The following is a 24,927-nucleotide window of genomic DNA, read 5'->3' on the forward strand; positions in this document are numbered from 1 at the left end:
TGACTCGACGGCTCACCCGCCCGCGCGCAGGGGGGCGCTACACTCCGCCACGTGAACGGATTCCGCCCATTCCAGGCCCTTCGACCTGCCCTTCTGCTGCTGGGCGCCGCCCTGCTGGGAATGGCCGGCGCGCGGCCCGTGGCGATCGGCGGCGTGGTGCAGCCGGCCGCCGTGGGCACGCAGCCCCTCCCGGGCGGCGAGATGCTGCCGGTGTGGACCCTGCCGCGCCTGGGCGTCACGGTCCGCAACGACCCGAGCGACCTGCGCCTGCTGGTCGGCCCGCGCGAACTGCGGTACGCCCCGGCGACCGGCTGGCGCGCCGTGGGCTTCCCGCTGACCGTGAAGCTGCCCGTTCCGCAGCTCAGCGGCGGCAGCCTGTTCGTGCCTCTGGCGTCCCTGACCGCGCTGGGCGTGCCGGTACTGGCGGATACGCCCACCCTGCTGGACTTCGCCGCGCCCGCCAGTGTCCCCATCGCGACGCTCCCTCCCTCACCGGACCTCGGGGTGCCAGCGGCTCCCGGCCCCACCCCGCAGACCGGCCCTGCCCCGCAACCGGGTCCCGCTCCCTCTCCCCTGCCGCAGCCCACGCCGGTATTCACGGTGAACCTGGACACCGTCCGCGTGAGCCGCACGCTGCACCGCACGGTGGAGGTGCAGCGCGTCGTGCTGGAACTCAGCGGCGCGGCCGCCTCCAGTGTCACGCGCCTCCAGACCGGCCTGAGCGTCACGCTGGCAGGCGTGTCGGTCACGCCGGGCACACAAATCCTGGAATCCGGCGACACCCTGACCCTCACGCAGACGCCGCAGGGCGCCACCGTGAACCTCACGACCGGGGGGGGCCGCAGTGAGATCTTCACACTGAACAACCCCGAGCGAGTCGTGATCGACACGACCACCTACCTGGACGGCACCGTGCCCCCGCCCATCGACCCGGAATCCCTGCCCGAGGGGGTCACGTACCGGCAGCTGGGCGCCCTGCACCTGCTGAGTTTCGACCCGGCCCGCTACCAGCCGCGCGTGGTCAGCGCCCCGACCGGGCAGGCCAGCGGCGTCGCGGACCTCGTGAAGCGTGCCGGGGGCGTGGCCGGCGTGAACGGCGGGTACTTCGACCCGGGCACGCACCTCCCCGTGGACCTCGTCGCCGTGGGCGGCCTGATGACCGCGCCCAGCCTCGAGAAGCGCGCCACGCTGGGCTTCACCGCGCAGGGCGAGACGCTGTTCGGTTACCCACGCCCCCGGTACGTGCTGAGCGGCGCGGGGTTCAGCGTGACCGTGAACAGCGTGCGCGCCCGGCCGGACCCATCCCTGCTGACGGCGTTCGTCGGGGACGGCCGCACCCGCGTCGGGGCCGATCAGCTGACGACGCTGCTGCTGACACCCGGCGCGGCCCAGGTGCTGTCCGCGCTGACCGGGGTGGTCACGCCGCCGGCCGGAACGCTGGCGTTCACGTTCGATCCGGCGCGCTTTCCGCAGCTGCCCCGCTCGGCCGGGGCGCCCCTGACCGCCACACTGAACTGGCGGGCGGACAGCAGCTGGAACGCCGCCGCCGACGCGCTGAGCGCCGGGCCGCTCCTCGTGCAGGCCGGACGGGTGGCGCTGGACCCCGCCCGCGAGGGCTTCAACACCGCCGCGAGCATCTGGCGCCCCACCCGCCAGGTGGCGTTCGGGACGCTGGCCGGACAGCCCACCATCGCGTTTCTGGAGCACGGCAGCCCAGAGGCGTTCGCAGGCGCCCTGGTGAAGGCGGGCCTGCGGGACGCGGTGCGCCTCGACAGTGGCAGCAGCGCCACCGCCTACGTGACCGGCGGGTACGCGAACCTGGGCGGGTACCTGAACACCGTCTGGAGTCGGTCCGTGCCGAACGCCATCGTGCTGGTGCCCCGCACGGACCTCGTCCCGGCCGCGCGGCGCTGAGCCGCCCGGCTGGCAGGGGGCGTCAGCGGACCGTGACGGTGAAGGGAGACACCACGGTGCTGTCCGCCTTGCCGTTGTCCTTGAGACGGACCACCAGTTCACCCGTGACGACCGTGCCGGGCGCGGGTTTCTGCGTGAACTGCAGTTCCAGGCAACCCTCCGCCTCGGCGCTGTTGAAGAGCCTGCCGAACATGGCGGTCAGCTCATCCGGGTCGTTGGTCTGCTGAAAAAATCCGCCGGTGCGGGACGTGATGTCCTGCGACACCGTGAAATCCACCTCGCCGGTCACGTCCAGACCCACGATGTACACCGGGGTGCCGTTGGCGTTCGCCGTGCGGACCACGTCGTCCACGGTGGACGTGCTGGCGTTGTCCTCGCCGTCGGTGAGGATCAGGATGCGGGTGTTGGTCTTTCCGGTCGCCTTCAACAGGTCGCTGACGTCCAGGATCGCGTCGTACAGCGGCGTGTTGCCCCCCACGAAGGTCGCGTGGTTCACTGCGGCCGTCATCAGACCCTGATTCCCTGTGAAGTCCTGCCACAGGTGCGCGGCGCGCAGCCCTGCACTGGGACCGGTGGTGGCGTCAAACGACAGGACGGCACCCATGTCCTCCTTGCGCATGCGTTTGGCGAAGGCGTGCCCGGCCTGACGGCGACGGTCGTCCGGATCGTTCCAGGACATGCTGCCGGTGGAATCCAGGGCCAGCGCCGCCGTCAGGTCGCCGCCGGCCTTCACGTTGCCGCACACCCTGACGTTCGCCTGCCCGGCACTGAGGTTGCGTACGGACGCCGAGTCGATCTGCGCGGTCCCCGTGACCGTCTCGCCGCTCTTGGGGGTGAAGCTGAACTGGTAGGTGTCCTGCGCGACGAGGCGCGATCCGTTGACCTCGCCGGACGACGCGGCCGGGGGGAGGCTCGGCTGGGCCGGTTGCGCAGGGCCGGACGATCCGCCGCAGGCCGTGAGGAGCAGGGAGCAGGTGATCAGCAGTGGGGTGGTGTGTCGCATCGGTGGGACCTCCTGGGATGAAGTGCCCCTGACGGTAAGCAGGGCGGCGTGTCACGCCACCCACCCCGCAATTCATGAACAGCCGCAACAGAGTCCCGACAGAACGCCGAGACGATGCACTCCCACTTCAGTTCATCGGGGCACCGGTCCCGGGTGCATTCAGGGCCACCCGGCCGCATTCAGAGAGGGTGAACTGGACCCTCAACGCGGTGGGACGTGAAGTTGAGAAACCTGCTGCTGACTCCTCACTTCCAACCGCTGTTGTCGACGGCCTCTCGCTCTGCTTCGCAGCTCTGCGAGTCCGCTCGTTTCAGGTGTGCTGCGGGAACCCCTCACCACACCCGAAAACCGCTGTGAGATTGAACACTGCTGCCCGGCCCTCGGGCCCGTTCGCGCAGGGCGTCCTCGTAGAAGAGTTTCGTGTGGTGCATGCGGATCAGCCCGGCGTCGTACAGCGCGTCGAACTCGGCCTTCGGGACGAAGCGGACCTCCAGCACCTCGTCCGGCAGGGTGGGGACGAGTGTCGAGCCGGGCAGGGCCTCGGCCAGCCACGCGTGCCTCAGCACCGGCTCGCCGTCCGGGAAGTGCCCCAGGTAAGCCGCGAGGAACTTCAGCAGGCCTGCGCGGACGCCCGCCTCCTCCCAGGCCTCGCGCACCGCCGTGTCCTGGGGGTTCTCGCCGGGTTCGACGGTCCCGCTAGGGATGTGCCACAGCCCAGCCTTCTGCCGCTTCCCGGGCACGCCCCGCTCCCGCACGAGCAGGATGTCGCCCGCCTCGTTCAGGATCACGACGCCCGCCGCGCGATGCTCCACGGGGGTATGCCACTCCGGGCCGAACTGCATCAGCCCACCCGCCTCACGACCAGCCCAGCCGCTCACGCAGGGCCGTGATCTGCGCCACGTGATGCCGCCCGTGCCACGCGTACATCGCCAGCAGCGTGTCCACGCTGTACGTGCGGCCCTGCGCCGGATGCGTCCACGGGCGCGCCCAGTCGTCCCCCTGCGGGTCCAGCGACGCCAGCAGCATTCCCAGCCGCGAGTGCAGCGCGTCCAGCAGGTTCAGGCTCACCTCGGGCACCAGCTCATGGTCCGCCAGGGTCGCCCAGCGGTCCTCCTCGTACGGCTTGATGACCGGATTGTCCTCGGTCAGGGCCAGCTTCAGGCGAACGAACGCGTTCATATGACTTTCCGCCACGTGATGCACGACCTGCCGCACCGTCCAGCCCCCCTCGCGGTACGGGGTGCCCAGTTGCGCCTCCGAGAGACCCTGCACCGCCTCGAACAGGTCGGCAGGCAGCGCGAAGACGTGCCCCAGCGCCTCCACCCGCTCGGCAGGCGTCAGCGTCATCGGCGTGGGCATCGGCCCGATCGGGTAGCGCAGGTCCGCCGTCACAGCGCGCCCTCCACAGCCGCGCGATCCGCTGACTCCTGCGGGTCCTCCTTGCGGGTCCAGCGGGTCGCGTCGCGCCGCTCGATCTTCGCCATCATCCGCTCGAAGCCCCGCTCCAGGCTCAGGCCCCGCTCGTTCGCCATGCAGATCGTCACGAACAGCAGGTCCGCGAGTTCCATCTCCAGATCCCCGGCGTCCTCACCCTCCTTGGGCTTCTTGCCGTTCTGGTGCGCCAGGACGCGGGCGATCTCGCCGGTCTCCTCGGTCAGGCGGGCCAGCATCAGCAGCGGCGGGAAGTACCCCTCCTCGAACTGACCGATGAAGGCGTCCACCCGCGCACTCGCTTCCTGAAAGGTGAGGCTCATGCGCGCAGGATAACCGGCCTACCCGCCCCTGCGCCGGATAGCGGATGCCGCCCCGCGCCCCGGAGGCGCACCATGACGGCATGACCCGATCCGCCCGCCCCCTGCACGCCGGGCCCCCCGTGTGGGACCTGACCCGCCCCGAGGGTCTGGGCGTCACGCCCGACCTGGGGGACGCCCGCGCGCACCTCCCCGCGCTGCGGGCGGCCCTGGCGGGCGCGCTGGTCGCGGCGGACGGCGCCGACCTGGTGTTCGTCGGGCGCTCGCCCGAACCGCTGCGGGCGTACCTGCTGGGCCTGCTGTCCGGCGTGCCCACCCCTCAGCGCGTGGCGACGCTGAACGTGTCCCTGCTGAACGCCACGCTGACCCCGGCGCAGGCGCGCACGCTGCGGCCCCTGCTGGCCGGGGCGGGCCTGCACCCGCGCACCCTGGTCCGCGAGGACCGCCGCGCGGCCCTGGTGGACGTCGTCGCCTCCGGCGGGACGTTCGCGGAACTGCACCGCACCCTGCGCGACTGGGCCGCCGAGGACGGCCTGGGCCGCGCGTGCATGACCCGCAGGGTGACCGCCGTGGGCCTGCTGCGCGCCGCGTACGCCCGCCCCGGCGCGTGGCGCTGGACCACCCAACCGGACCTGCACGCCGTGAAGACCCGGAGCGTGCTGACCGACCCATCACTGTGGCAGTGGCTGGCCGAGGAAAGCGTGAAGGTCTCGCCCCGCTGGCCCACCCAGGACTGGCCGCACCCGCGTGAGCACCTGCCCGAGCGGACCAACGACACGCGCGCCGCACTGGCGCAGAACCGCGCGCTGCTGCTGCTCGGCGAGGACCGGACTGAACGGGAGCAGATGACGGCCGCCCTGATCCACGCAGGCGGTCTGGACAGCGCCGCTGTTCGTACCCTCATCCAGCACTGGCGGGTCGGGGGGCGACCCGTCCGCCGGGACCGCCCGGCCCACCGCCCCCGACCCAACTGAACGTGGGGGGCAGCCAGACCGGCTCCCCCCCACCGTTTCCCTTAGGTCAGCGGATGTACAGGTACGTTTCCTGCACGTCGCGGTCCTCGACGGCGTACGGCTGCAGGTACGCGGTGCTCGTGGCGTTCCAGCGGCCCTCATCGTACGTGCCACGCAGGACGAGATCCGTGGTGGGACGCACGCGGGTGAAGATCGCACGGACCCGCTGAATGCCGCGCGGGGAGGACACGTTGTACGTCACGCCATCCTGAGCGCGCGGGAACACGGTCGAGCCTGCCGGGACGTACACGTTGCGGACGAGGGTGCTGGCCTCGCTGCCCTGCAACGCAATCAGGGTCACGTACCCGGCGGTCCGGGAGCTGAACAGGAACCGGACGGACTCCCCGACCGCGTAGGTGCTGCCCTCGCCGCGGTCCGGGCGGAAACTGGTAATCAGGTTGCTGCCCGACCCCTGCAGGTTCAGGTTGGGACGGACAGTGACAGAGCAGGCGCTGAGGCCCAGGGCCAGGGTGCCGAGCAGAATCGCATTGCGCATGTGATCACCCTATGACGCGAAACTGACCGGGAGCTGAGTGCCGTCCTCACGAAGTCAGGCGGCGTGACGGGCGTAGGATGGAGCATGCGTCCCCGACAGTTGCTGCGCCCGCTGCTCGTGCTGGCCGTGGCCTGCAGCGTCCCGGCCCTGGCCGCCCCTGGCGACGGTCCGTACACCACCAACCGGTTCTTCGCGGACCTGACCGCAGACCGGGTCACGCGCGTGACACTGAACAGCGCCGGTCTGGCCAACGTCACTCTGGCCGGCGAGACCGGCACGGTCGTCCGCTCGCTGGTCGTCCCACCCGACGGCGCGACCCTGAAACGCATCCGCGCAGCCAGCGTACCCCTCACCGTCACCGGCAGTGGCAGCACGCTGGGCTGGCTGGGGCAACTGCTCCCGCTGATCCTGACCGGCCTGATCCTCGTGGTGCTGTGGCGGTCCATGCGCGGCGCGCAGGGCGGCAACAACCCCACAAACTTCGGGCGGTCACGGGCGGCGGTGATCAGCGAAGGGCAGATCAAACTCACCTTCGGCGACGTCGCCGGCTGCGACGAAGCCAAAGCCGACCTCCAGGAAGTCGTCGACTTCCTCCGCCACCCCGACCGCTACCACCAGCTCGGCGCCCGCATCCCACACGGCGTGTTATTGGTCGGCCCCCCAGGCAGCGGCAAGACCCTCCTCGCCAAAGCGGTCGCCGGTGAAGCCCGCGTCCCCTACTTCAGCATCTCCGGCAGCGACTTCGTCGAGATGTTCGTCGGCGTCGGCGCCGCCCGCGTCCGCGACCTGTTCGAACAGGCCCGCAAGAGTGCCCCCTGCATCGTCTTCATCGACGAGATCGACGCCGTCGGCCGCAAACGCGGCGTCAACATGCAGGGCGGCAACGACGAACGCGAACAGACCCTCAATCAGCTGCTCGTCGAGATGGACGGCTTCTCCTCCGGGCAGGAGGTCATCATCCTGGCCGCCACCAACCGCCCCGACGTCCTCGACGCCGCGCTGCTGCGGCCCGGACGCTTTGACCGGCAGGTCGTCGTGGACGCCCCCGACGTGCGGGGCCGGGAGATGATCCTGCGGATCCACGCCCGGAAGAAACCGCTGGACGCGAGCGTGGACCTGAGCGTCATCGCGCGGCGCACGGCAGGGATGGTCGGCGCAGACCTGGAGAACCTGCTGAACGAGGCGGCACTCCTGGCCGCGCGGTCCGGGCGGACCCGCATCACCGCACGGGACGTGGACGAGGCGCGGGACCGGGTGCTGATGGGACCCGAACGGCGCAGCATGGTCGTCCGCGAAGCGGACCGCAAGGTCACCGCCTACCACGAAGTCGGCCACGCCCTCGCCGCCCAGCTGCTGCCGCATGCCAACCGCGTCGCGAAACTCACCGTCGTCCCCCGCGGCCGCGCCGCCGGCTACATGATGCCCGACGCCGACGACCGCCTCCACGTCACCCGCCCCGCCCTCGAAGACATGATCGCCGTCGCCCTCGCCGGACGCGCCGCCGAAGACATCATCTTCCACGAAATCACCACCGGCGCCCAAAACGACTTCCAACAAGCCACCACCATCGCCCGCCGCATGGTCACCGAATGGGGCATGAGCGACCACATCGGCAAAATCGCCCACGCCACCGACCAGAGCACCTACCTCGGCGGCGGCCCCCAGATGCTCCCCATGAGCGAACACACCGCCGCGCAGATCGACCACGAAATCAAAACCCTCATCGACGCCGCCTACACCCGCGCCACCAACCTCATCGGCGAACACCTCACCCGCGTCCACGAGATCGTCAGCGTGCTCCTCACCCGCGAAACCCTCACCGGCGAAGAATTCGCGGCGCTCCTCAACGGCGAAACACTCGAACCACTGCCACCCGCAGCGCCCAGCACGCCGCCCAGTCTCGCGGGGTGAGGTCGTAACAAGCCTGTTTGGCAGTGACGTCGTGGGGCTGCGCCTGCGGCGGGCCTCCCCACCCCCCAGCCCCCTACCCCAGGGGGGCAGGGGGAGCGGTCGCTGCGCTCGGCAGGTATTTCTCTGAGCTGGTCGGCAGGTATGGGGCGGGTTCGGCCACTGATGGGGTTGCACACCTCCGGGTTTGCTGCGGGCGCCCCGCGCGCTGCGCGCACGACGGGCTCGATTGCCACGACGATGGGTTGGCCCCACACCTTGGTGCGTGCCGGAAGGTTCTACTTTTTGGGCTTCTGCCAAAGCGGTCTTTTGAAAGTCGATCAACGGCTCGCTTCATGTTGCCCAGCCACTGACCGCAGACCACCACCAGCCGTCGTGCGCGCAGCGCGCGGGCCTTACGGGGGGCGGTAGGATGGCGTCGAGGCCAGACCCGTCACCGCCCGACACAAACACGCCGCACAAGTAAAAACTCTTGCCCAGTGCAACGTAAGCCCCCCCTGCCCCTCTGGGGTAGGGGGCTGGGGGGTGGGGCAGCCCGCCGCCAGGCGCAACCCTTCCAACAGGGAGCCCCACCGCCAGGCGCCCCCTGCCAACTTCTTTTACCCGAAGTACCCGAGCAGGTCGATCAGCGTGCGGGCGTAGTCGTTGGGTTTCAGGCCGCGTTTGTCGAGTTTGACGCTGGGTGGGAAGGTGACGACTTCGGTCTTGTAGGGGAAGGCGCGGAGGGCGGGGGCGTCGTAGTCGAGGGTTTTGTAGGCGAAGGTGATCTGGATCTGGGTCATGGTTTCGCCGATGCTGAGGACGCGGCGGGCGGCGGCGGTGAGGCGGAGTTTGGCGAGGTCGATGAAGTTTTGCACTTCGGGGGTGGGGGGGCCGTATTTTTTGCGGAGGTCGCGTTCGACGCGGCTGATGGCCTGGAGGGTGCGGCTGTCGCTGAGGCGTCCGTAGGTGGCGATGCGGGCTTCTTCGTCGTTCTCGAAATAATCGGGGGACAGGCGGGCGTCGATGGGGAGGTCGATGCTGATGGTGGCGGGCACTTCGATTTTTTCGCCTTTGAGTTTGGCGACGGCTTCGGCGAGGAGTTCGGTGTAGACGTCGATGCTGACGGCCTGGACGTGGCCGTGTTGTTCTTCGCCGAGGATGTTGCCGACGCCGCGGATTTCCATGTCTTTCTCGGCGAGGAGGTGCCCGCTGCCGAGGTCCTGGAGGTCGGCGATGGCCCACAGGCGGCGCTGGGCGTTCTCGGTCATGCGGGGGGGGTAGAAGAGGTACGCGTAGGCGGTCTGGGCGCGGCGGCCGACGCGGCCGCGGAGTTGGTAGAGCTGGGCGAGGCCGAGGCGGTCGCTGCGTTCGATGAGGATGGTGTTCGCTTCGGGGATGTCCAGGCCGGTTTCGACGATGGTGGTGGCGAGGAGCACGTCGAAGGCGCCCTGTTCGAAGCCGAGCATGATCTCTTCGAGTTCTTCTTCGTTCATGCGGCCGTGCGCGACGCCGATGCGGGCTTCGGGGACGAGGTTGCGCAGGTAGAGGCTGCGGGCGCCGATGCTGGCGATGCGGTCGTGGATGTAGAAGACTTTGCCGCCGCGTTCGATTTCGCTGAGGATGGCGTCGCGGACGGTGATGGGGTCGAACGGGGCGAGGACGGTCTGGATGGGTTTGCGGCCCTTGGGTGGGGTCTGGATGCTGCTCATGTCGCGCAGGCCGACCATGCTCATGTAGAGGGTGCGGGGGATGGGCGTGGCGGACAGGGCGAGGGTGTCGACGGCGCGGGCGTCCTCGGGAATGTCGAGTTTGCCGTCCTTGGGCACGTCGGGAAGTCCTCGGAGGGCGCGGAGTTTTTCTTTCTGGCCGACGCCGAAGCGGTGTTCCTCGTCGACGATGATCAGGCCCAGGTCGCGGAACTGCACGTCGCCGCTGAGGAGGCGGTGCGTGCCGATGAGGATGTCCACCTTGCCTTTGGCGGTGTCGGCGAGGATGCTCCGGGCCTGCTGGGGGGTGGTGAAGCGGGAGAGGCCCTCGACACGGACGGGGAGGCCTTTGAAGCGTTCGACGAAGGTGCTGGTGTGCTGCTCGGCCAGCAGGGTGGTGGGGACGAGGACGGCGACCTGTTTGCCGTGGCCGACGACGCGGTGCGCGGCGCGCAGGGCGACCTCGGTCTTGCCGAAGCCGACGTCGCCGGAGATGAGGCGGTCGGCGGGGTTGGCTTTCTCCAGGTCGCGCATGGTTTCTTTCAGCGCCGTGCGCTGGTCGGCGGTGAGTTCGAACTTGAAGTTCGCTTCAACCTGCTCGTCCCATTCGGGTTGGGCGGGGAAGGCGTTGCCGGGCGTGACCTGCCGCGCGGCGTACTGCACGAGGAGTTTCGCGGCGACCGCCTCGGCGTTCTTGCGGGCCTTCTCCTTGGCTTTCGCCCAGTCCTTCTTGTCGAAGGAACTCAAGGAGGGTGGGTCGTCGGTGGTGCCAGGGTGGCGGCGCAGGACCGGGAGTTGCTCAATGGGGACGCTGAGGCGCGCGCCGCCCCGGTACGTGAGGTTCAGGTAGTCGCGCGTGACGCCCAGTACCTTGCGGGTTTCGAGGCCCTCGAACTGCCCGATGCCGTGCTCGGGGTGGATGAGGTAATCCCCGACGTGCAGGCCCAGCGCGTCCGTGACGGGCTTGCCGTTCAGGCGTTTGCCGCGCAGGGCACTGCCGCCCTGGAAGCCGTAGATCAGGTCCTCGGTGAGGACGACCGTCCTGTGCTCGGGGATGACGAAGCCGCCCTCCCCTGCCGCGCGCAGGAAGCCCAGGCCCCCCTCGGGCACGCGGGGGATCTTCAGCCACGGGATCTCGTGGGTGTTCAGCAGCTTGTCGGCCAGGTACGCGGCGGTGCGGTCGTGCCGCACGAGGATCATCACGCGGTAGCTGGCGTCGCGCCATTCGTTCACGTCGCGTTCCAGGTCGCTCAGGCGTGCGCGGTAGAACGGCAGGGTGGTCAGCCCGGTATCCAGGTCCGGCAGGTCCAGCGGGGTGCGTCCGAAGCTGGTCACCTCGCGCCCGGCCAGTTTCGGCCAGAAGGTGTCGATCAGGACGCCCAGCGCGGACGCGTAGAACTCCGGCGAATCCAGAAACACCCGCCCCGGCAGCAGGTCCAGGCGGGTGGCGTCCCATTTCACCTCCGTCAGGTAGTCGGCGGTGGGTTCCAGCGTGAAGCTCTGCGCCTTCTCGCCCGTCAGCGCGCCGGGCTTCAGGAAGCGCAGGGTGTCCAGTTCGTCCCCGAAGAACTCGGCGCGGACCCACTGGCCCTCCTCGGCCTCGGCGGGCAGACCCGATCCGGCCGACAGGCGCAGTTCCAGCGTGTCGCCCTGAATCTCGAATCCGGGCTCCTCGCCGCGTTCGTACCCGAGGCGTTCCAGGCGTTCTAGAAGGACCTCGCGCGGGTAGCTGGCGCCCACCTTCAGGGTCAGCGCGTGATCCTCCGGGCGGGACGGGAACAGGTCCAGCGCGGTGTTCACGTCCAGCACCACGTGCTCGTGCCGGGCGTCCCAGTCGCGCAGGCCAGGGTTCACGCTGACCGGCGCGCCCAGCACCCCGGCCGTCGCGTAACTGCCCAGGCGGTCGGGGGTAGTCAGCAGCACGGCCGGACCAGGGAACGCCGCGAACAGCGCCGCGCGCGCCACCTGCGGGAGCAGCAGCAGGTTTCCGGGCGGGGCGGCGGGCAGCAGTTTCGACAGGTTCGGCGCAGCAACAGTCACCGGAAGAGTTTACGCGCCCCCACGAGAAAACACCGAGAGCGAAAAGACTTACCGAATGCCCCCCGGGGGTCCACCCGCTGCTGCACCCAAATGAGGACGTGCCCTCGGTGCGCTCCGCGTACGGTGAGAGGTATGACCCTGCGCATCCTGCTCCTGAACCCTCCGCACGGTTCAATCGGCAGCCGCATTCCCGTCGAGCAGCTCCCCCCACTGGGTCTGCTCAGCCTGGGCGGCCCGCTGCTGGACGCGGGATTCACGGTGGAGCTGCTGGACGCCGACCTGTACAACCTCCCCCTGCACGAGATCCGCCACCGCGCCCTGCACTTCGCGCCGGACGTCGTCATGACCGGCCACGCCGGGTCCACGTCCGCGCACCCGGTCATCATGACGATCCTGAACGCGCTTCGCGGCGCGCTGCCCGGCGTGCCGTTCGTGTACGGCGGCGTATTCCCCACGTACCACTGGTTCGACATCCTGACCGAGCACCCGCAGGTGGACATCGTCGTACGCGGCGAGGGCGAGGTCACCGCTGTGCGACTCGCGCAGGCCCTCGCGCAGGGCACTCCCCTGATGGACGTGCTTGGCCTCGCCTACCGCCAAGACGGAAAGCCGCACGCCACCGCGCAGGCCACCATGCTCACCCCGCTGGACGACGCCCGGGTCGGGTGGGAACTCATCCGGCACGCCGACTACTTCTACTGGGGCGCGCGGCGCGCCGTGGTCGCGCAGTTTTCGCGGGGCTGCCCCTACCCGTGCAGCTACTGCGGCCAGCGGGGCTTCTGGACGCAGCGCCGCCACCGCGACCCCGTCCGCTTTGCGCAGGATCTCGCCCGGCTGCACCGCGAGGAGGGCGTGCAGGTCATCAACTTCGCGGATGAACTGCCCACCGGGAACCGCGCCGCTTGGGCCGCGTTCCTGGACGCCCTGATCGCCGAGAACGTGAAGCTCACGCTGGTCGGCTCCACCCGCGCCGGGGACGCCGACCTGCTGCCCCGATACCGGCAGGCGGGCGTGATCCGCTTCCTGCTGGGCATCGAGAGTTACGACCAGGTGACCCTGCAGAGCATCCGCAAGGGGGCCAGCACGAAGGACGACCGCGAAGCGATCCGCCTGATGCGCGAAGCCGGGATCATCAGCATGGCCACGTACGTCGTGGGCTTCGAGGAGGAACGCGACATCGACTACTGGCACTCGTTCCGGCAGCTGATGCTGTACGACCCCGATCAGATCCAGCTGCTGTACATCACCCCGCACCGCTGGACGCCGTTCTTCGAGACCGTCAAGCACCGCCAGGTCGTGCAGACCGACGTCACCAAATGGGACTACAAGCATCAGGTGCTCGCCACCCGCAACGTCCCGCCGTGGCGGGTGCTGCTGTGGTTCAAGCTCATGGAGGTCGCCGTGCAGCTGCGCCCCGCCATGCTGTGGCGCACCCTGACCCACCCCGACCCGGAGTACCGCCACGCCATGCGCTGGTACTACGCCGTGGGTTTCCGGGTATGGCTGCATGAGATCCGCGAATTCACGTTCAAGCTGCGCCTGCGCCGCGACGGCCCCAGCCTGGAGGACTTCTGGGGCAGCAGCCTCGCCCAGCACGAGGAAGCCCTGGCCCGACCGTCCCGCCGCCCCGCCCACACCCAGAACGGCGGACTCAACCCGTAGCCGTGCGTGGGCGACCCGTCGCCAGTTTCAGCACCCGGTCCGGAAAGGCGCTGAACGCACTCGCGGGGACCTCCACCTGCGGGTGATCCCAGCTGATCATCCGCACGGCGACCAGCCTCGCCCCTCGGTGAACGATCAGGTGCTGCCCGCGGAAGCCGTCGTGCCGGAACCCCACCTGCGGCGCGCCCGGCCCGGCCGTCCCTCAGGTCAGCGTCCAGTGGTCTTGCAGCCGGTCAGGAGGGTTTTCGTGGTGGTGGTGCTGTTCCCGGTGAAGGTGCTGAGTTCCGCGGTGCCCTGGTGTTCCCACCATTGCAGGCCGCCGCGCGCTCCGGCGGGGCCGCTGAGGCTGGCGTAGCGGGCGCCGCTGGCGCTGATGGCCTGCGCCAGTCCGTGCCGCTGGCCTTTCCAGTCGAGCATGGCGAACATGGGCTGGTCGCCGAACTGCACGTAGTACACCTTGAGGGTCTGCCCGCCGGCGCAGGCGTACTGGTAGACGCGGTAGTTGACCTGCACCGGGGGCGTGGCGGCGTGCGCGGTGCCGAGGATCAGGGTGGCGAGGGCCAGGGTCAGTCGGTTCATGCGTTTACCGTAAGGAGCTTCCGTGAACCTTTCCCGAGGGCTGCATGACAAACTCCGGTGTAGGCTCCGCGCATGACCGTGAATTCCGGGCGTTCTCCTCACGCGGCCCGTCGTCTGCTGATCGGACTGGTGGTGGGTGTGCTCGTGGGGTTCGGCACGCCGCGCGGCTGGCCGCCGGAGGCGCGCGTCCTGCTGGGCTGGGTGGCGTTCACGGTGACGGTTATGGCGCAGTTGTGGCCTCTGATGATGACGGCTGGGCCTGCACGAACGCGGGAGCTGGCGACGCGGGAGGACGACAGCCGGGCGGTGGCGGGGACGTTGACGACGTCGGCGGCGCTGGTGAGTCTGATCGGGGTGATGTTCCTGCTGTCCGACGCGCACGACGCCAGGGGTACGCGGGAGGTGCTGCTGACGCTGCTGGCGGTGGGGACGGTGGCGGGCAGCTGGCTGCTGGTGCAGACGGAGTACGCGCTGCATTACGCGCGGCTGTACTACCGCGACGGGCGCGGCATCCTGTTCCCGCATGGGGACGGAAATCTGGATGAGCCCACGTACTGGGATTTCGCGTATCTGAGCGTGACGATCGGCATGACGTATCAGGTGAGCGACACGAACCTGAACACCCGCGCGATGCGGCGCCTGCTGCTGGGGCACGCGCTGCTGTCGTTCGTGTTCGGCACGGTGATCATCGCGGTGACGATCAACGGCGTGGCGGGCCTGATCCAGTAACCGGGGCGTACAGTCTGGGCATGCTGCCTCTGCTGCTGTCCGGTCTGCTCGTCACGGCTCCACTGTCCGTCAGCCGGACGCCTGCCCTGCTGGAGGGTGCTCGCGCGGCGTCCACCGTTCCGGCGGAGGGGGGTGGGGTGATCGTGCGAATCGACAGTGAACTGGACGTGCTCGTGTCGGGCGACCGGGGGCAGGTGACGCGGGTGGTCCTGGCGTTCAACACGCAGAGTCCGTCGTACCCGTACGCGCTGCCGGACCTGGGCAGTCGCCTGGGCCGACTGGCGCGCGAGTACGCCACGCGCTGCTTCGGGTTGCCCGCCGGGGACCGGAAGGCGCTGGGGGAACGGATCTGGCAGGCGCTGAAGAACCCGGACACGGACTTCCCGGAGTTCTGGTCGTACGGTCCGCTTGACGTGCAGGTGAATGCCGTGGTCGAGGGTGGGTACTCCCGCACGCTGGGGGATTCCGGGGAGGTGGACGTCCCACCGGACGTGAGTGTGCGCGTGGTTCTGGAACGGGCAGCGGCACCCGGCTGGGTGCCCGGGTGCCGCTGGCCCTGAATCGGGTTTACCCGAGTCGTTCGGTGGCGCGGGCGGCGAGGACGTCCACGAGGTGCGCGCGGTACTCGGCGCTGGCGAAGCGGTCGCCGAGCAGGTCGCCCGCGTCGACCAGTCCGGTGGGGACAGCCTGGGAGGCGTTCACGGCGTCCTCCAGCTTGTTCAGGCGGTGCGCTTTCTCGGCGGCGCCGGTGTACGCGGCGCGGACCTTCCCGTCGGCATGGCGGACGACGGCGACGCCCACGACGGCGTAGTGGCTGGCGGGGTGACGGAACTTCTCGTACGCGCTGGCCTGCGTGGTCGTGGGAACGCGGATGTGCGTCAGGAGTTCGCCGGGCTGCACGGCGCTCTCGAACATGCCCTGGAACATGTCGTCGGCGGGCACGGTGCGTTCACCGCCGGGGCCGCGGATGACGAATTCCACGCCCAGCGCGAGGGCGGCGGCGGGGTAGTCGGCGCTGGGGTCGGCGTGCGCCAGACTGCCGCCGATGGTGCCGCGGTTGCGGACCATCGGGTCGCCAACCCAGCCCGCCACTTCCGGGAACAGCGGGAGGTTGCTGCGCAGCACGTCCGCGTGTGTGGTCATCGCGCCCACCACGAACCAGTCGCCGTCGCGGGTGATGCCTTTCATCTCCTGGATGCCCCAGATGTCCAGCAGCGCCGGCGGTTGCGCCAGCCGCAGTTTCATGGCGGGCAGCAGGCTGTGCCCTCCCGCGATCACTTTCAGGTCCGGGTTCCCGGCCAGGGCGGCGATGGCCTGATCGACACTCTCGGCCTTCTGATACTCGAAGTTGGCTGGATACATATATCCCTCCGGGATGGGTTGATGGTGGAAAGGTGATGGTCGATGGAGAAGGGACGGTCTATCGACCATCGACCTTCACCCATCGACGCTTCAGTCGTCGGCGGCCTGGGGCTGGCTGGCCCGCGCGTCTTTCAGGGCGCGCCAGACCTTCTCGGCGGTGTAGGGCATGTCCAGGTGCGCGATTCCGGCTTCGTGCCACAGGGCGTCCATGACGGCGTTGGCGACGGCGGCGGTGCTGGCGATCGTTCCGGCCTCGCCGATGCCCTTGACGCCCAGGGGGTTGTGGGGGCTGGGGGTGACGGTGTGGCCGTGCTGGATGAACGGCAGGTCGTCCGCGCGGGGCATGGCGTACTCCATGTACGTTCCGGCCAGCAGGTTGCCGTCCTCGTCGTACGCGGCTTCCTCCAGCAGCGCCTGGCCCATGCCCTGGGCGACGCCGCCGTGCACCTGTCCCTCGGCGATCAGGGGGTTGATGAGGGGGCCGCAGTCGTCCACGCTGCCGTAGTCGCGCAGTTTCACGTGCCCGGTATCGGTGTCGATCTCCACGACGGCGATGTGCGTGCCGAAGGGGTACACGAAGTTCTTCGGGTCGTAGAACGCGGTCGCTTCCAGGCCGGGTTCCAGGTCGGCCGGGTAGTTGTGAGCGAGGTGCGCCATCAGGGCGATGTCGAAGAAGCTCTTGCTCTTGTCGGGCGCGCCCTTGATGCGGAAGGTGCCGCCCTCGTGCTCGATGTCGTCCTCGCTGGCTTCCAGCAGGTGCGCGGCGATCTTCTTCATCTTGGCGGTGATCTTCTGCAGGGCCATCTTCAGGGCGCTGCCGCCCACAGCGGCCGAGCGGCTGCCGTAGGTGCCCCAGCCGTAGGGCATGCGGCCGGTGTCCCCGTGGATGAGTTCGATGTCCTCGATGGGAATCTGCAGTTCGTCGGCGGCGATCTGCGGGAACGCCGTCTCGTGGCCCTGCCCGTGGCTGTGGCTGCCGGTGTACAGTTCGACCTTCCCGGTGGGGTGCACGCGCACGAGGCTGGATTCCCACTGTCCGGCCTGCGCGCCGAGCATGCCGACCAGGGCGCTGGGGGCCAGTCCGCAGGCTTCCAGGAAGGAGATCAGGCCCACGCCGAGGATCTTCTTCCCGCCTTTCATGCGGGCCTGTTCCTCGCGCAGGGCCGCGTAGTTCATCATCTGCATGGCCTGATCCAGCGCGGGTTCGTAGTCGCCGCTGTCGTACACGAGCGCCACGGGCGTCTGGTAGGGGAACTCGTCGGGGCCGATGAAGTTCTTGCGGCGCAGTTCGGCGGGGTCCATGTTCAGTTCGTGGGCGGCCATGTCCACGATCCGCTCGATGAGGTACGTGGCCTCCGGGCGGCCCGCGCCGCGGTACGCGTCGACGGGGACGGTGTTCGTCATGACGCCCGTCACCTTGGCGTGAATGGCGGGCATCTTGTACACGCCGTTCAGCAGCGTGCCGTACAGGTACGTGGGCACGGCGGGCGCGAACAGCGTCTGGTACGCGCCGAGGTTCGCCAGGGTGTTCACGCGGAAGCCGAGGATCATGCCGTCGTCACTGACGGCCAGTTCGGCTTCGGTGTCGTGGTCGCGGCCCTGCGCGTCGCTGACGAACGCCTCGCTGCGCCGCGCGGTCCACTTGACGGGGCGGCCGATCAGGCGCGCGGCGAGCAGCACGATGACCTCTTCCTGGTACTGGAAGATCTTCGTGCCGAAGCCGCCGCCCACGTCGGGGGAAATCACGCGCAGTTTGTGTTCGGGGATGCTCATCACGAACGCCGCGATGATCAGGCGGTGAATGTGGGGGTTCTGGCTGGTGGTGTACAGCAGGTAGTCGCCGCCCGCCGGGGTGAACTGCGCGAGGCTGCTGCGCGGCTCGATGGGGTTGGCGACCAGCCGGTGGTTGCGGAGCTTCACGCTGACCTTGCGGGCCGCGCCGCTAAACGCCTCGTTCGTGGCGGCCTCGTCCCCGATCTCCCAGCGGAAGGCGACGTTGCCCGGCACGTCGTCGTGCACGAGGGGCGCGCCGTCGGCGATGGCCGCGTGGGACGTGGACACGGCGGGCAGGGCCTCGTAGTCGACTTCCAGCGCGGCGGCGGCGTCCTCGGCCTGCGCGCGCGTCTCGGCGATCACGACCGCCACGATGTCCCCGACGTGGTTCGCTTCCGTCAGGGCGATGGCGGGGTGGGCGGGCGTCTTGAGTTCCGGCAGCAGCCACCCGACCGGGATGCTGCCCAGGCCCGCGTCCGCGACGTCCTGACCGGTCAGCACGCGGATCACTCCCGGCATGTCCTTCACGGAGTCGGTGTTGATGCCCGTGATCTTCGCGTGCGCGTAGGGGCTGCGGACCATCGCGGCGTGCACCATGCCGTGCAGGACCATGTCGTCGGTGTAGTTGCCGGTGCCCGTGATGAAGCGCGGGTCTTCCTTGCGCTTGAGGGCCTGTCCGAAGTACTTCTCGGTCCGGGTGTCGCTCATGGGGTGATGCCTCCCTGGGTTGTGGAGAAGGGCAGTGAAGCTGAGAGTCCAAGCGTCTGACGGTCTGAGAGGGTCTGCGGAGTCCGGATCTGGACGCTGTGCCTGTTCGACCCTCGACCCACGTCAGTCGTCGGCGGCCTGACTGGAACCCTGCATGGCGCTGGCGGCGTGCTGCACGGCCTTGACGATGTTGTGGTAGCCGGTGCAGCGGCAGTAGTTCCCTTCGAGGTGGTGGCGGATCTGGTCCTCGGTGGGGTTGGGGGTGTGCTTCAGGAGTTCGGCGGAGCTCATGATCATGCCGGGCGTGCAGAAGCCGCACTGCAGGCCGTGCTCCTCCCAGAAGCCGGTCTGGAGGGGGTGCAGGTCGCCGGGCGTGCCGATGCCCTCGATGGTGGTGACGTCCATGCCCTGGGCCTGCACGGCGAGGACGGTGCAGCTCTTGACGGCGTCGCCGTTCAGGTGGACGGTGCACGCGCCGCACTGGCTGGTGTCGCAGCCGACGTGCGTGCCGGTCAGGCCGAGGTCCTCGCGGAGGAAGTGAACGAGGAGCGTTCTGGGCTCCACGTCACGGGTGTAGGTCTTGCCGTTCACTTGCAGGGTGACGTTCATGCGTGCCTCCCACGGGCTGGGGTGGAGTGCGCTGGTTCAGGGGTGAACCGCCGAGTTGTCTGACCTTCACCATCTAAACACACCAAGGTTGGAATCAGGTGCGGACTCCCGGAGGTGCTAGCGTGGGGGCATCAGAATGCAGTGGGGTCCGCCGGGGCCGGGCGGGACCGTTTCGGAGGCTCGGGCCGTTTCGAAGGGCCGTGTGGAGGTTCGGGGCGTGATGAATGACCGCTTGTCGCTGGAACGTCAGCAGCTGATCCGCGCGTGGGGCGGCTTCGTGCACCGCCGCGTGCCGGAGGTCCGGCCTGACGTCCCTGGGCCTGACCTCGCTGGGCCTGACACGACTTGGCCGACTGTGACCCCGGAGGTCGCGGCGTCGTGGGCGCGTTCGGCGCTGACGGTGTCGCCGGAGCGGGTGTGCGCGCCGGTCCTGAGCGAAACGGACGTGCGGCACGCGTGGCGGGAGAGTGCGCTGGAGTACGGCATGCGCGGCCTGATTCCGGAACTGACCCGCCTGGCGGAGGACGCGGACCTGATCGTCGCGGTGGGCGACGTGGACGGCACGCTGCTGTGGACGCAGGGCAGCGAACGCATGACGGCCCTGGCGCGGCGCGTGAACTTCGTGCCGGGCGGACAGTGGGGCGAGGGCACCGTCGGCACGAACGCGCTGGCGCTGTCCCTGCGCACGCGGCAGCCCGTGCGGGTGTTCAGCGCGGAACACTACGTGCAGACCGTGCACGACTGGGTGTGTTACTCCAGCCCGATCCGTGATCCGGGGTCGGGGGCGCTGCTGGGCGTGCTGGATCTCAGCAGCACCTGGGAGCACAGCACGCCGCTGGGCCTGGCGAGCGCGCGGCACTACGCGGCGCAGATCGAGCAGGCGATCGGGGGCCGCCCGCCCGGCGCGGCGGACGCGCTGAGCCTGTCGTTCTGCGGGTCGCCGCGCGTGACGCTGGGTGGGAGGCGGCTGCACCTCACGCCCCGGCAGCATGAGCTGCTGGGCGTGCTGGCCCTGAATCCGGGCGGGCTGAGCCTGGACGCGCTGCACGCGCACGTGTACGGGGATCAGCCGGTCAGCCTGAGCACCCTGAAATCCGAGGTGAGTACGCTGCGGGCGCTGCTCGGCGGGCAGATCGCGTCCCGCCCGTACCGGCTGAGCGTGCCCGTCACGCTGGACGCGCAGCGTATCGAGGAGCACCTGCTGGCGGGGCGGGCCGCGCAGGCGGCGGAGCTGTTCGACGGGCCGCTGCTGCCGAACTCGGCGTCGCCGCTGCTGACGTACTGGCGGGAGTACCTGGGCGCGGCGGTGCAGGCGGCGGTGTGCCGCAGCGGCGACCCGGACCTGCTGTGGCGCTACGCGTCCCGTTTCGACGATCCGGAGTGCCTGGACGTGCTGGACGACCTGCTGCCCGCCGGGGACCCGCGCCGCCCGGTCGTGCGGGCGCGCCGCGCCGCGCTGGACGCCTTCTGATCAGGCGTCGCGTAGGGTGGGGGGCACGCGATGCCCTCCCCTGCCCCTTTGCCTGATCCCGCGCCGATGCCTGATCCGACGCTGATGAATGATGCTGCTCCCCCGGCCCGGCCCCCAGCAGCGCGTCTATCCCCGACGGCGGCGCTGATCCTGCTGGCGTGCAGCGTGGTGCTGGGCATGAGTCCGTGGTTCAGTGCGGCCGCCGCGCTGCCGCAACTGCGGGAGGGCTGGGGTCTGAACGCCTTCCAGGGGTCGTGGTTGACGCTGGCGGTGCAGCTGGGCTTCGTGCTGGGCGCGGTGCTGAGTGCGCTGCTGAATCTGGCGGACCGGGTGCAGCCGCGCGTGCTGATCGCGCTGGGGGCGCTGCTGGCGGCGGGGGCGAACGCGGCGCTGCTGCTCAGTCCGGGCCTGTGGGGGGCGCTGCTGGCCCGCGCGGGGGTGGGGGCGGCGCTGGCGCTGGTGTACCCTCCGGCGCTGCGGGCCATGAGTGCGTATTTCACGCGGGGGCGGGGGCTGGCGCTGGGCGTCATGGTGGGCGCGCTGACGCTGGGGTCGGCCAGTCCGCATCTGGTGAACGGGCTGGGCGGCGCGGACTGGCGGGTGGTGGTGGGCGTGACGAGCGCACTGGCGGCACTGGGGGGGTTGCTGGCGCTGCCGGTCGGGCCGGGCCCGTTCGCGGGGGCCGCTCCGGCGTTCCGGCCGGCGCAGGCGTGGCGGGTGCTGTCGGCGCGTGGGCCGGCGCTGGCGACGCTGGGGTACCTGGGGCACATGTGGGAGCTGTACGCCATGTGGACGTGGTTCGCGCTGTTCTTCAGTGGGATGCTGACCGGGGCGGGGCAGCCGGACGCGCTGCGGGGCGCGGCGCTGGCGACGTTCGGCGTGGTCGGGGTGGGCGCGCTGGGCTGCGTGGTGGGGGGCGTGCTGGGGGACCGCTGGGGCCGCACGCGCCTGACGGAACTGTCCATGTGGCTGTCGGGCGGCGCGGCGCTGGTCCTGGCGGGGCTGCTGATGTGGGGGTCGCCGCCCCCGGGGGTGGTGCTGGCGCTGAGTGTGTTCTGGGGGTTCTGGATCATCGCGGACAGCGCGCAGTTCAGCACGGTCATGAGTGAGATCGCCGAGCCGGGCTACGCGGGGACGGCGATGACGGCGCAGCTGGCGCTGGGGTTCACGTTGACGGCGGTGACGATCGCGCTGGTGCCGTTGCTGCTGCCCCGGCTGGGGTGGGGTGGGTTGTTCGCGCTGTGGGCGGTGGGGCCGCTGCTGGGTGCGCTGGCGATGCGGGCACTGCGCGGCACGCCGGACGCGGCGCGGATCGCGGGTGGTCGGGGGTGAGTGCTGGGAGGCAGGACGGGCGTGCATGAACGGTCTCACTAGACGAGACGACACTGTGTGGGCGCGTTCAGGTGTATTTGGTGTAACATGTACACTGTTGCCGTGTGGAGGTCCCCGACCCCCAGCGGTGTTTGCGTGCCGGTGGGAGCCCTCCCAGCCGACTCGTGAATTCGTTCACAGGAGAAAGAAACATGAAGACCCTCATCCTTGGTGCTGGTTACTCCGGCCTTGCTGTCGCCACCAAAATGAAGCCCGCCCCGGGCCTCGAAGCCCTGATGGTGGAGCAGAACGCCTACCACACCTTCGAAACCCGCCTGCACGAAGCGGCGGCCCACAACACCCCCGTCACCCTGCCCCTGGCTCCTTTGCTGCGGGGCACCGGCGTGAACCTCGAACAGGCCCAGGTCGAAGCCGTCAACCTGGACGACAAAGAAGTCAAGCTCAAGGACGGCCGCGTCCTCACGTACGACACCCTGGTCGTCGGCCTGGGCAGCGTCACGAACTTCTACCGCATCCCCGGCCTGGCCGAGAACGCCTCTGAACTCAAGCAGCTCAGCGACGCCGACGAGATCTTCAACTTCGTCAACCGCGCCTACACCACCGAGTACCAAGGCAACCGCGACATCGTCGTGGGTGGCGCGGGCCTCACCGGCGTGGAACTCGTCACGGAACTCGCCCAGCGCGCCCAGCTCCTGACCAAGGAACGCGGCCTGTCTCCCTTCAACATCTACCTCGTGGAAGCCGGCCCCAAGATCCTCCCGATCTTGGATGACGCGCTGCGCGCCAAGGCCCAGCGGACCCTCGAGGAGTACGGCATTCACATCCTCGTCGGGCACCGCATCACGCAGGCCACCGCCGACACCGTCACCGTGCAGACCGCCAGCGGCGAGCAGAAGACCGTCAGCGCCGGGAAGATCATCTGGACCGGCGGCATCCAGGCGCGCGACATCGTCAGCGGCAGCAAACTGGAGAAGGGCCCCGGCGGCCGCATCGCCGTGGACGACAAACTGCGCGCCAAGGGCTACCCCGAAGTGTTCGTGATCGGCGACATGGGCCTCGCGCTGAACCAGGAAGGCAAGCCTGTCCCGACCACCGCGCAGCACGCCGGGCAGCAGGGCCGCCTGACCGGGAAGAACATCATGCGTCTCGTGCGCGGCGAGGAACCCGAAGCGTACGAACCCACCACCCTGGGCGAGTTCGTCAGCCTGGGCGGCCTGATGGCCGTCGGCTGGATGAAACTCCCCTGGAACCAGAAGCTCGCCATCACCGGCGGCATCGCGCACGTCATGAAACGCGCGAGCGAATGGCGCTGGCGCATCAGCATCGACTGAACCCCGATCAGTCCGGAAGACTCCCGAGCCCCACGCGGCGCCGGGGGTCTTCTCATACGGGAACCAAGTGATTCCAAATCATTCGGAGTCGCCCGGTGACCCCCTCACCCTTCCGTCGCTTCGCTCCTCCTTTCCTCTCCCTCCGGGGAAGAGGGGACAACGGAACGCGATCACGTTGGAAGCCAGTCATTTTCATCCCGTCTGAGCTGTAGGCACGCTGGCCTACCGACCACACCTGCAGTCCCGCCCGGCGCGGCGCGCCCCTACACTCGGGTCATGCGCCTGCCCCTCCTGATGATCCTCGCCCTGCCCGCCGCGCTCGCCTCATGTAGCGGCATGTTCGAGAAACACAACACCGACCGCGCCGAGCAGCTCAAGATCGACAACGCCCTGTACTTCCGCACGCAGTGCATCCAGGCGCTGGAACGCGCCCGCGCCACCGCCACACCTCAGCAGTTCCCCGCCGGACTGAACGGCCAGCCCTGCACGTCCCCACTGCTGGGCGACTACTCGCTCAGCCAGGAGATGGGCGACACGATCAAGAGCAGCGTCATCACCCTGGACCCGAAACGCCTGAGCGACTACACCCTGACTGTAACCAGCCTGAACGGCAAGACGTTCAGCTACGCGGACCGCGGCGACGCCGAGGCCGCCGCCGAACAGGCGGGAACCTACACCGAAACGGCCCCCGACGTCGTCAGCGAGGACACCGACACCAGCACCCTGAACGTCGATCAGCAGACGCCCTGACCGATCAGAGAGATCCACCGTTCAGCCCGCGCAAGGCAGAGCCCGCGCGGGCTGATTCGCTGGGCTGTCAGTCCAGCCAGGGAAACCCCCACGGATCGGCAGCGCAACGCGCGTTGACCGTGGCAGCGTCGTGCAGGCGGACCGGCAGAGGGAAGTCACCCGGCGTGACCGGCACCGCCAGCAGTGGACGGACCGGGTGCGGGCAGATCAGGTGCGGTTCGCGCACGCGCCCCAGCCCTGGCCAGTCATAGGGGGGCATCAGGTCGAAACCGTCGGGGGGCAGAACGTACACCACGCCGGGGGTGAGCAGGTCCTCGCCCCGCGTGACGGTCGCATCCGGCTGCGGTGCCAGCGAGAGGAAGTAGCGCACGTCGCTCCAGCCGCCCGCCTCCTCGACCTGCAGGGCGGCATTCAGCATGCCCCGGACCCGGCGGCGGTCCCGCAGGGCGTACATCAGGGCCCACAGCGCGTCGGAGGTGGCGAACACCCCGTTGCGTTTGCTGAACTCGTCGGCACTCCGGTCGTGGGGTGTGCGCGGCTCGAATTCGGTCAGTCCGGGCTGCGGTGAACCGTGGAAGAGCACGCCCTGCCCCTGAAGCCAGCGCAGGAATAGCCAGCGGGGCGTCCCTGGCGGCAGGAGGGCCGGGTCGCGGGCGTCCCACGCGGCCTGAAACGCCGTGAGGGCAGATTCGATGAGGGTGACCTGTGGGGCGGTCAGCATCCAGGGGCGCATGACTCAACGTGGCAGTTGAATCGTGCCGACGCATCGGCCACTCACTACATAGACAGACTGGGCTTGACAATCATC

21 protein-coding genes are annotated in these 24,927 nt (G+C 69.5%); 10 read left to right on the plus strand and 11 right to left on the minus strand.

Annotated elements, in window-relative coordinates; all coding sequences use genetic code 11:
- The first annotated feature begins 51 nt into the window (after positions 1-51).
- Positions 52-1,914: a phosphodiester glycosidase family protein gene (locus IEY69_RS06175; protein WP_373290993.1), complete on the plus strand. Its 1,863-nt coding sequence runs from the start codon at positions 52-54 to the stop codon at positions 1,912-1,914.
- A 22-nt stretch (positions 1,915-1,936) separates the two neighbouring features.
- On the opposite strand, the gene IEY69_RS06180 is transcribed toward IEY69_RS06175, so the two are convergent.
- From IEY69_RS06180 to IEY69_RS06195, 4 genes are all read right to left on the minus strand, one after another.
- Positions 1,937-2,917, minus strand: a complete 981-nt coding sequence (locus tag IEY69_RS06180; RefSeq protein WP_189072189.1) for a vWA domain-containing protein — start codon at positions 2,915-2,917, stop codon at positions 1,937-1,939.
- A gap of 332 nt (positions 2,918-3,249) precedes the next feature.
- Positions 3,250-3,759, minus strand: coding sequence for a Nudix hydrolase (locus IEY69_RS06185; RefSeq protein ID WP_189072190.1), 510 nt, complete (start codon positions 3,757-3,759; stop codon positions 3,250-3,252).
- A 13-nt stretch (positions 3,760-3,772) separates the two neighbouring features.
- Positions 3,773-4,309, minus strand: a complete 537-nt coding sequence (locus tag IEY69_RS06190; RefSeq protein ID WP_189072191.1) for a YfiT family bacillithiol transferase — start codon at positions 4,307-4,309, stop codon at positions 3,773-3,775.
- Positions 4,306-4,671 carry a nucleotide pyrophosphohydrolase gene (locus tag IEY69_RS06195; RefSeq protein ID WP_189072192.1) on the minus strand — a complete coding sequence of 122 codons (366 nt, stop codon included), beginning with the start codon at positions 4,669-4,671 and terminating at the stop codon, positions 4,306-4,308. The genes IEY69_RS06190 and IEY69_RS06195 overlap by 4 nt, the downstream gene beginning before the upstream one ends.
- A gap of 80 nt (positions 4,672-4,751) precedes the next feature.
- Between IEY69_RS06195 and IEY69_RS06200 the strand changes: the two genes are divergently transcribed.
- Complete coding sequence (locus tag IEY69_RS06200) at positions 4,752-5,642, plus strand: hypothetical protein (protein WP_189072193.1); 891 nt, start codon at positions 4,752-4,754, stop codon at positions 5,640-5,642.
- 46 nt (positions 5,643-5,688) lie between these two features.
- Here the strand turns inward: IEY69_RS06200 and IEY69_RS06205 are convergent, their stop codons facing one another.
- Entirely contained in the window at positions 5,689-6,177 is a 489-nt protein-coding gene (locus IEY69_RS06205; RefSeq protein ID WP_189072194.1) for a DUF4384 domain-containing protein, read from the minus strand.
- 84 nt (positions 6,178-6,261) lie between these two features.
- Here IEY69_RS06205 and ftsH point away from each other — a divergent pair, with 84 nt between their 5' ends.
- Positions 6,262-8,088 carry an ATP-dependent zinc metalloprotease FtsH gene (gene ftsH, locus IEY69_RS06210; RefSeq protein ID WP_189072195.1) on the plus strand — a complete coding sequence of 609 codons (1,827 nt, stop codon included), beginning with the start codon at positions 6,262-6,264 and terminating at the stop codon, positions 8,086-8,088.
- Positions 8,089-8,684: 596 nt separating this feature from the next.
- Here the strand turns inward: ftsH and IEY69_RS06215 are convergent.
- Entirely contained in the window at positions 8,685-11,813 is a 3,129-nt protein-coding gene (locus tag IEY69_RS06215; protein WP_189072196.1) for a DEAD/DEAH box helicase, read from the minus strand.
- A gap of 132 nt (positions 11,814-11,945) precedes the next feature.
- On the opposite strand from IEY69_RS06215, the gene IEY69_RS06220 reads away from it, so the two are divergent.
- Positions 11,946-13,475 (plus strand): B12-binding domain-containing radical SAM protein, encoded by a 1,530-nt coding sequence (locus IEY69_RS06220; protein WP_229783675.1) that lies wholly within the window; start codon positions 11,946-11,948, stop codon positions 13,473-13,475.
- Between the two features lie 207 nt (positions 13,476-13,682).
- Here the strand turns inward: IEY69_RS06220 and IEY69_RS06225 are convergent, their stop codons facing one another.
- Positions 13,683-14,054, minus strand: a complete 372-nt coding sequence (locus tag IEY69_RS06225) for an MliC family protein (protein ID WP_189072197.1) — start codon at positions 14,052-14,054, stop codon at positions 13,683-13,685.
- Positions 14,055-14,126: 72 nt separating this feature from the next.
- Between IEY69_RS06225 and IEY69_RS06230 the strand changes: the two genes are divergently transcribed.
- Positions 14,127-14,783, plus strand: a complete 657-nt coding sequence (locus tag IEY69_RS06230; RefSeq protein WP_189072198.1) for a DUF1345 domain-containing protein — start codon at positions 14,127-14,129, stop codon at positions 14,781-14,783.
- A 20-nt stretch (positions 14,784-14,803) separates the two neighbouring features.
- Positions 14,804-15,343, plus strand: coding sequence for a hypothetical protein (locus tag IEY69_RS06235; RefSeq protein WP_189072199.1), 540 nt, complete (start codon positions 14,804-14,806; stop codon positions 15,341-15,343).
- 7 nt (positions 15,344-15,350) lie between these two features.
- Here the strand turns inward: IEY69_RS06235 and IEY69_RS06240 are convergent, their stop codons facing one another.
- From IEY69_RS06240 to IEY69_RS06250, 3 genes are all read right to left on the minus strand, one after another.
- The gene (locus IEY69_RS06240; protein WP_189072200.1) at positions 15,351-16,145 is read right to left on the minus strand and encodes an FAD binding domain-containing protein; all 795 of its coding nucleotides are present in this window, start codon (positions 16,143-16,145) and stop codon (positions 15,351-15,353) included.
- Positions 16,146-16,235: 90 nt separating this feature from the next.
- Positions 16,236-18,626 carry a xanthine dehydrogenase family protein molybdopterin-binding subunit gene (locus IEY69_RS06245; protein WP_189072201.1) on the minus strand — a complete coding sequence of 797 codons (2,391 nt, stop codon included), beginning with the start codon at positions 18,624-18,626 and terminating at the stop codon, positions 16,236-16,238.
- A 123-nt stretch (positions 18,627-18,749) separates the two neighbouring features.
- The gene (locus IEY69_RS06250) at positions 18,750-19,235 is read right to left on the minus strand and encodes a (2Fe-2S)-binding protein (RefSeq protein WP_174368371.1); all 486 of its coding nucleotides are present in this window, start codon (positions 19,233-19,235) and stop codon (positions 18,750-18,752) included.
- Between the two features lie 220 nt (positions 19,236-19,455).
- On the opposite strand from IEY69_RS06250, the gene IEY69_RS06255 reads away from it, so the two are divergent.
- The 4 genes from IEY69_RS06255 to IEY69_RS06270 all read left to right on the plus strand — a co-directional run bounded on the left by IEY69_RS06255 (position 19,456) and on the right by IEY69_RS06270 (position 24,119).
- Entirely contained in the window at positions 19,456-20,706 is a 1,251-nt protein-coding gene (locus IEY69_RS06255) for a helix-turn-helix domain-containing protein (RefSeq protein WP_189072202.1), read from the plus strand.
- Positions 20,707-20,790: 84 nt separating this feature from the next.
- Positions 20,791-22,038, plus strand: a complete 1,248-nt coding sequence (locus IEY69_RS06260; protein ID WP_189072203.1) for an MFS transporter — start codon at positions 20,791-20,793, stop codon at positions 22,036-22,038.
- 191 nt (positions 22,039-22,229) lie between these two features.
- Positions 22,230-23,369, plus strand: coding sequence for an NAD(P)/FAD-dependent oxidoreductase (locus IEY69_RS06265; protein WP_189072204.1), 1,140 nt, complete (start codon positions 22,230-22,232; stop codon positions 23,367-23,369).
- Between the two features lie 276 nt (positions 23,370-23,645).
- Positions 23,646-24,119 carry a hypothetical protein gene (locus tag IEY69_RS06270; RefSeq protein ID WP_189072205.1) on the plus strand — a complete coding sequence of 158 codons (474 nt, stop codon included), beginning with the start codon at positions 23,646-23,648 and terminating at the stop codon, positions 24,117-24,119.
- A 67-nt stretch (positions 24,120-24,186) separates the two neighbouring features.
- Here IEY69_RS06270 and IEY69_RS06275 read toward each other — a convergent pair whose 3' ends face one another.
- Positions 24,187-24,852, minus strand: coding sequence for a hypothetical protein (locus tag IEY69_RS06275; RefSeq protein ID WP_189072206.1), 666 nt, complete (start codon positions 24,850-24,852; stop codon positions 24,187-24,189).
- Between the last annotated feature and the right edge of the window lie 75 nt (positions 24,853-24,927).

This window comes from Deinococcus sedimenti (assembly GCF_014648135.1).
Classification (GTDB): domain Bacteria; phylum Deinococcota; class Deinococci; order Deinococcales; family Deinococcaceae; genus Deinococcus; species Deinococcus sedimenti.

Excerpts from the sequence above, each read along its gene's own strand:
- IEY69_RS06240 (WP_189072200.1), bottom strand. The coding sequence starts at position 16,145 with ATGTATCCAGCCAACTTCGAGTATCAGAAGGCCGAGAGTGTCGATCAG.
- IEY69_RS06230 (WP_189072198.1), top strand. The coding sequence starts at position 14,127 with ATGACCGTGAATTCCGGGCGTTCTCCTCACGCGGCCCGTCGTCTGCTG.
- IEY69_RS06245 (WP_189072201.1), bottom strand. The coding sequence starts at position 18,626 with ATGAGCGACACCCGGACCGAGAAGTACTTCGGACAGGCCCTCAAGCGC.
- IEY69_RS06180 (WP_189072189.1), bottom strand. The coding sequence starts at position 2,917 with ATGCGACACACCACCCCACTGCTGATCACCTGCTCCCTGCTCCTCACG.
- IEY69_RS06195 (WP_189072192.1), bottom strand. The coding sequence starts at position 4,671 with ATGAGCCTCACCTTTCAGGAAGCGAGTGCGCGGGTGGACGCCTTCATC.
- IEY69_RS06275 (WP_189072206.1), bottom strand. The coding sequence starts at position 24,852 with ATGCGCCCCTGGATGCTGACCGCCCCACAGGTCACCCTCATCGAATCT.
- IEY69_RS06265 (WP_189072204.1), top strand. The coding sequence starts at position 22,230 with ATGAAGACCCTCATCCTTGGTGCTGGTTACTCCGGCCTTGCTGTCGCC.
- IEY69_RS06220 (WP_229783675.1), top strand. The coding sequence starts at position 11,946 with ATGACCCTGCGCATCCTGCTCCTGAACCCTCCGCACGGTTCAATCGGC.
- ftsH (WP_189072195.1), top strand. The coding sequence starts at position 6,262 with ATGCGTCCCCGACAGTTGCTGCGCCCGCTGCTCGTGCTGGCCGTGGCC.
- IEY69_RS06260 (WP_189072203.1), top strand. The coding sequence starts at position 20,791 with ATGAATGATGCTGCTCCCCCGGCCCGGCCCCCAGCAGCGCGTCTATCC.
- IEY69_RS06185 (WP_189072190.1), bottom strand. The coding sequence starts at position 3,759 with ATGCAGTTCGGCCCGGAGTGGCATACCCCCGTGGAGCATCGCGCGGCG.
- IEY69_RS06270 (WP_189072205.1), top strand. The coding sequence starts at position 23,646 with ATGCGCCTGCCCCTCCTGATGATCCTCGCCCTGCCCGCCGCGCTCGCC.
- IEY69_RS06205 (WP_189072194.1), bottom strand. The coding sequence starts at position 6,177 with ATGCGCAATGCGATTCTGCTCGGCACCCTGGCCCTGGGCCTCAGCGCC.
- IEY69_RS06255 (WP_189072202.1), top strand. The coding sequence starts at position 19,456 with ATGAATGACCGCTTGTCGCTGGAACGTCAGCAGCTGATCCGCGCGTGG.
- IEY69_RS06250 (WP_174368371.1), bottom strand. The coding sequence starts at position 19,235 with ATGAACGTCACCCTGCAAGTGAACGGCAAGACCTACACCCGTGACGTG.
- IEY69_RS06225 (WP_189072197.1), bottom strand. The coding sequence starts at position 14,054 with ATGAACCGACTGACCCTGGCCCTCGCCACCCTGATCCTCGGCACCGCG.
- IEY69_RS06200 (WP_189072193.1), top strand. The coding sequence starts at position 4,752 with ATGACCCGATCCGCCCGCCCCCTGCACGCCGGGCCCCCCGTGTGGGAC.
- IEY69_RS06235 (WP_189072199.1), top strand. The coding sequence starts at position 14,804 with ATGCTGCCTCTGCTGCTGTCCGGTCTGCTCGTCACGGCTCCACTGTCC.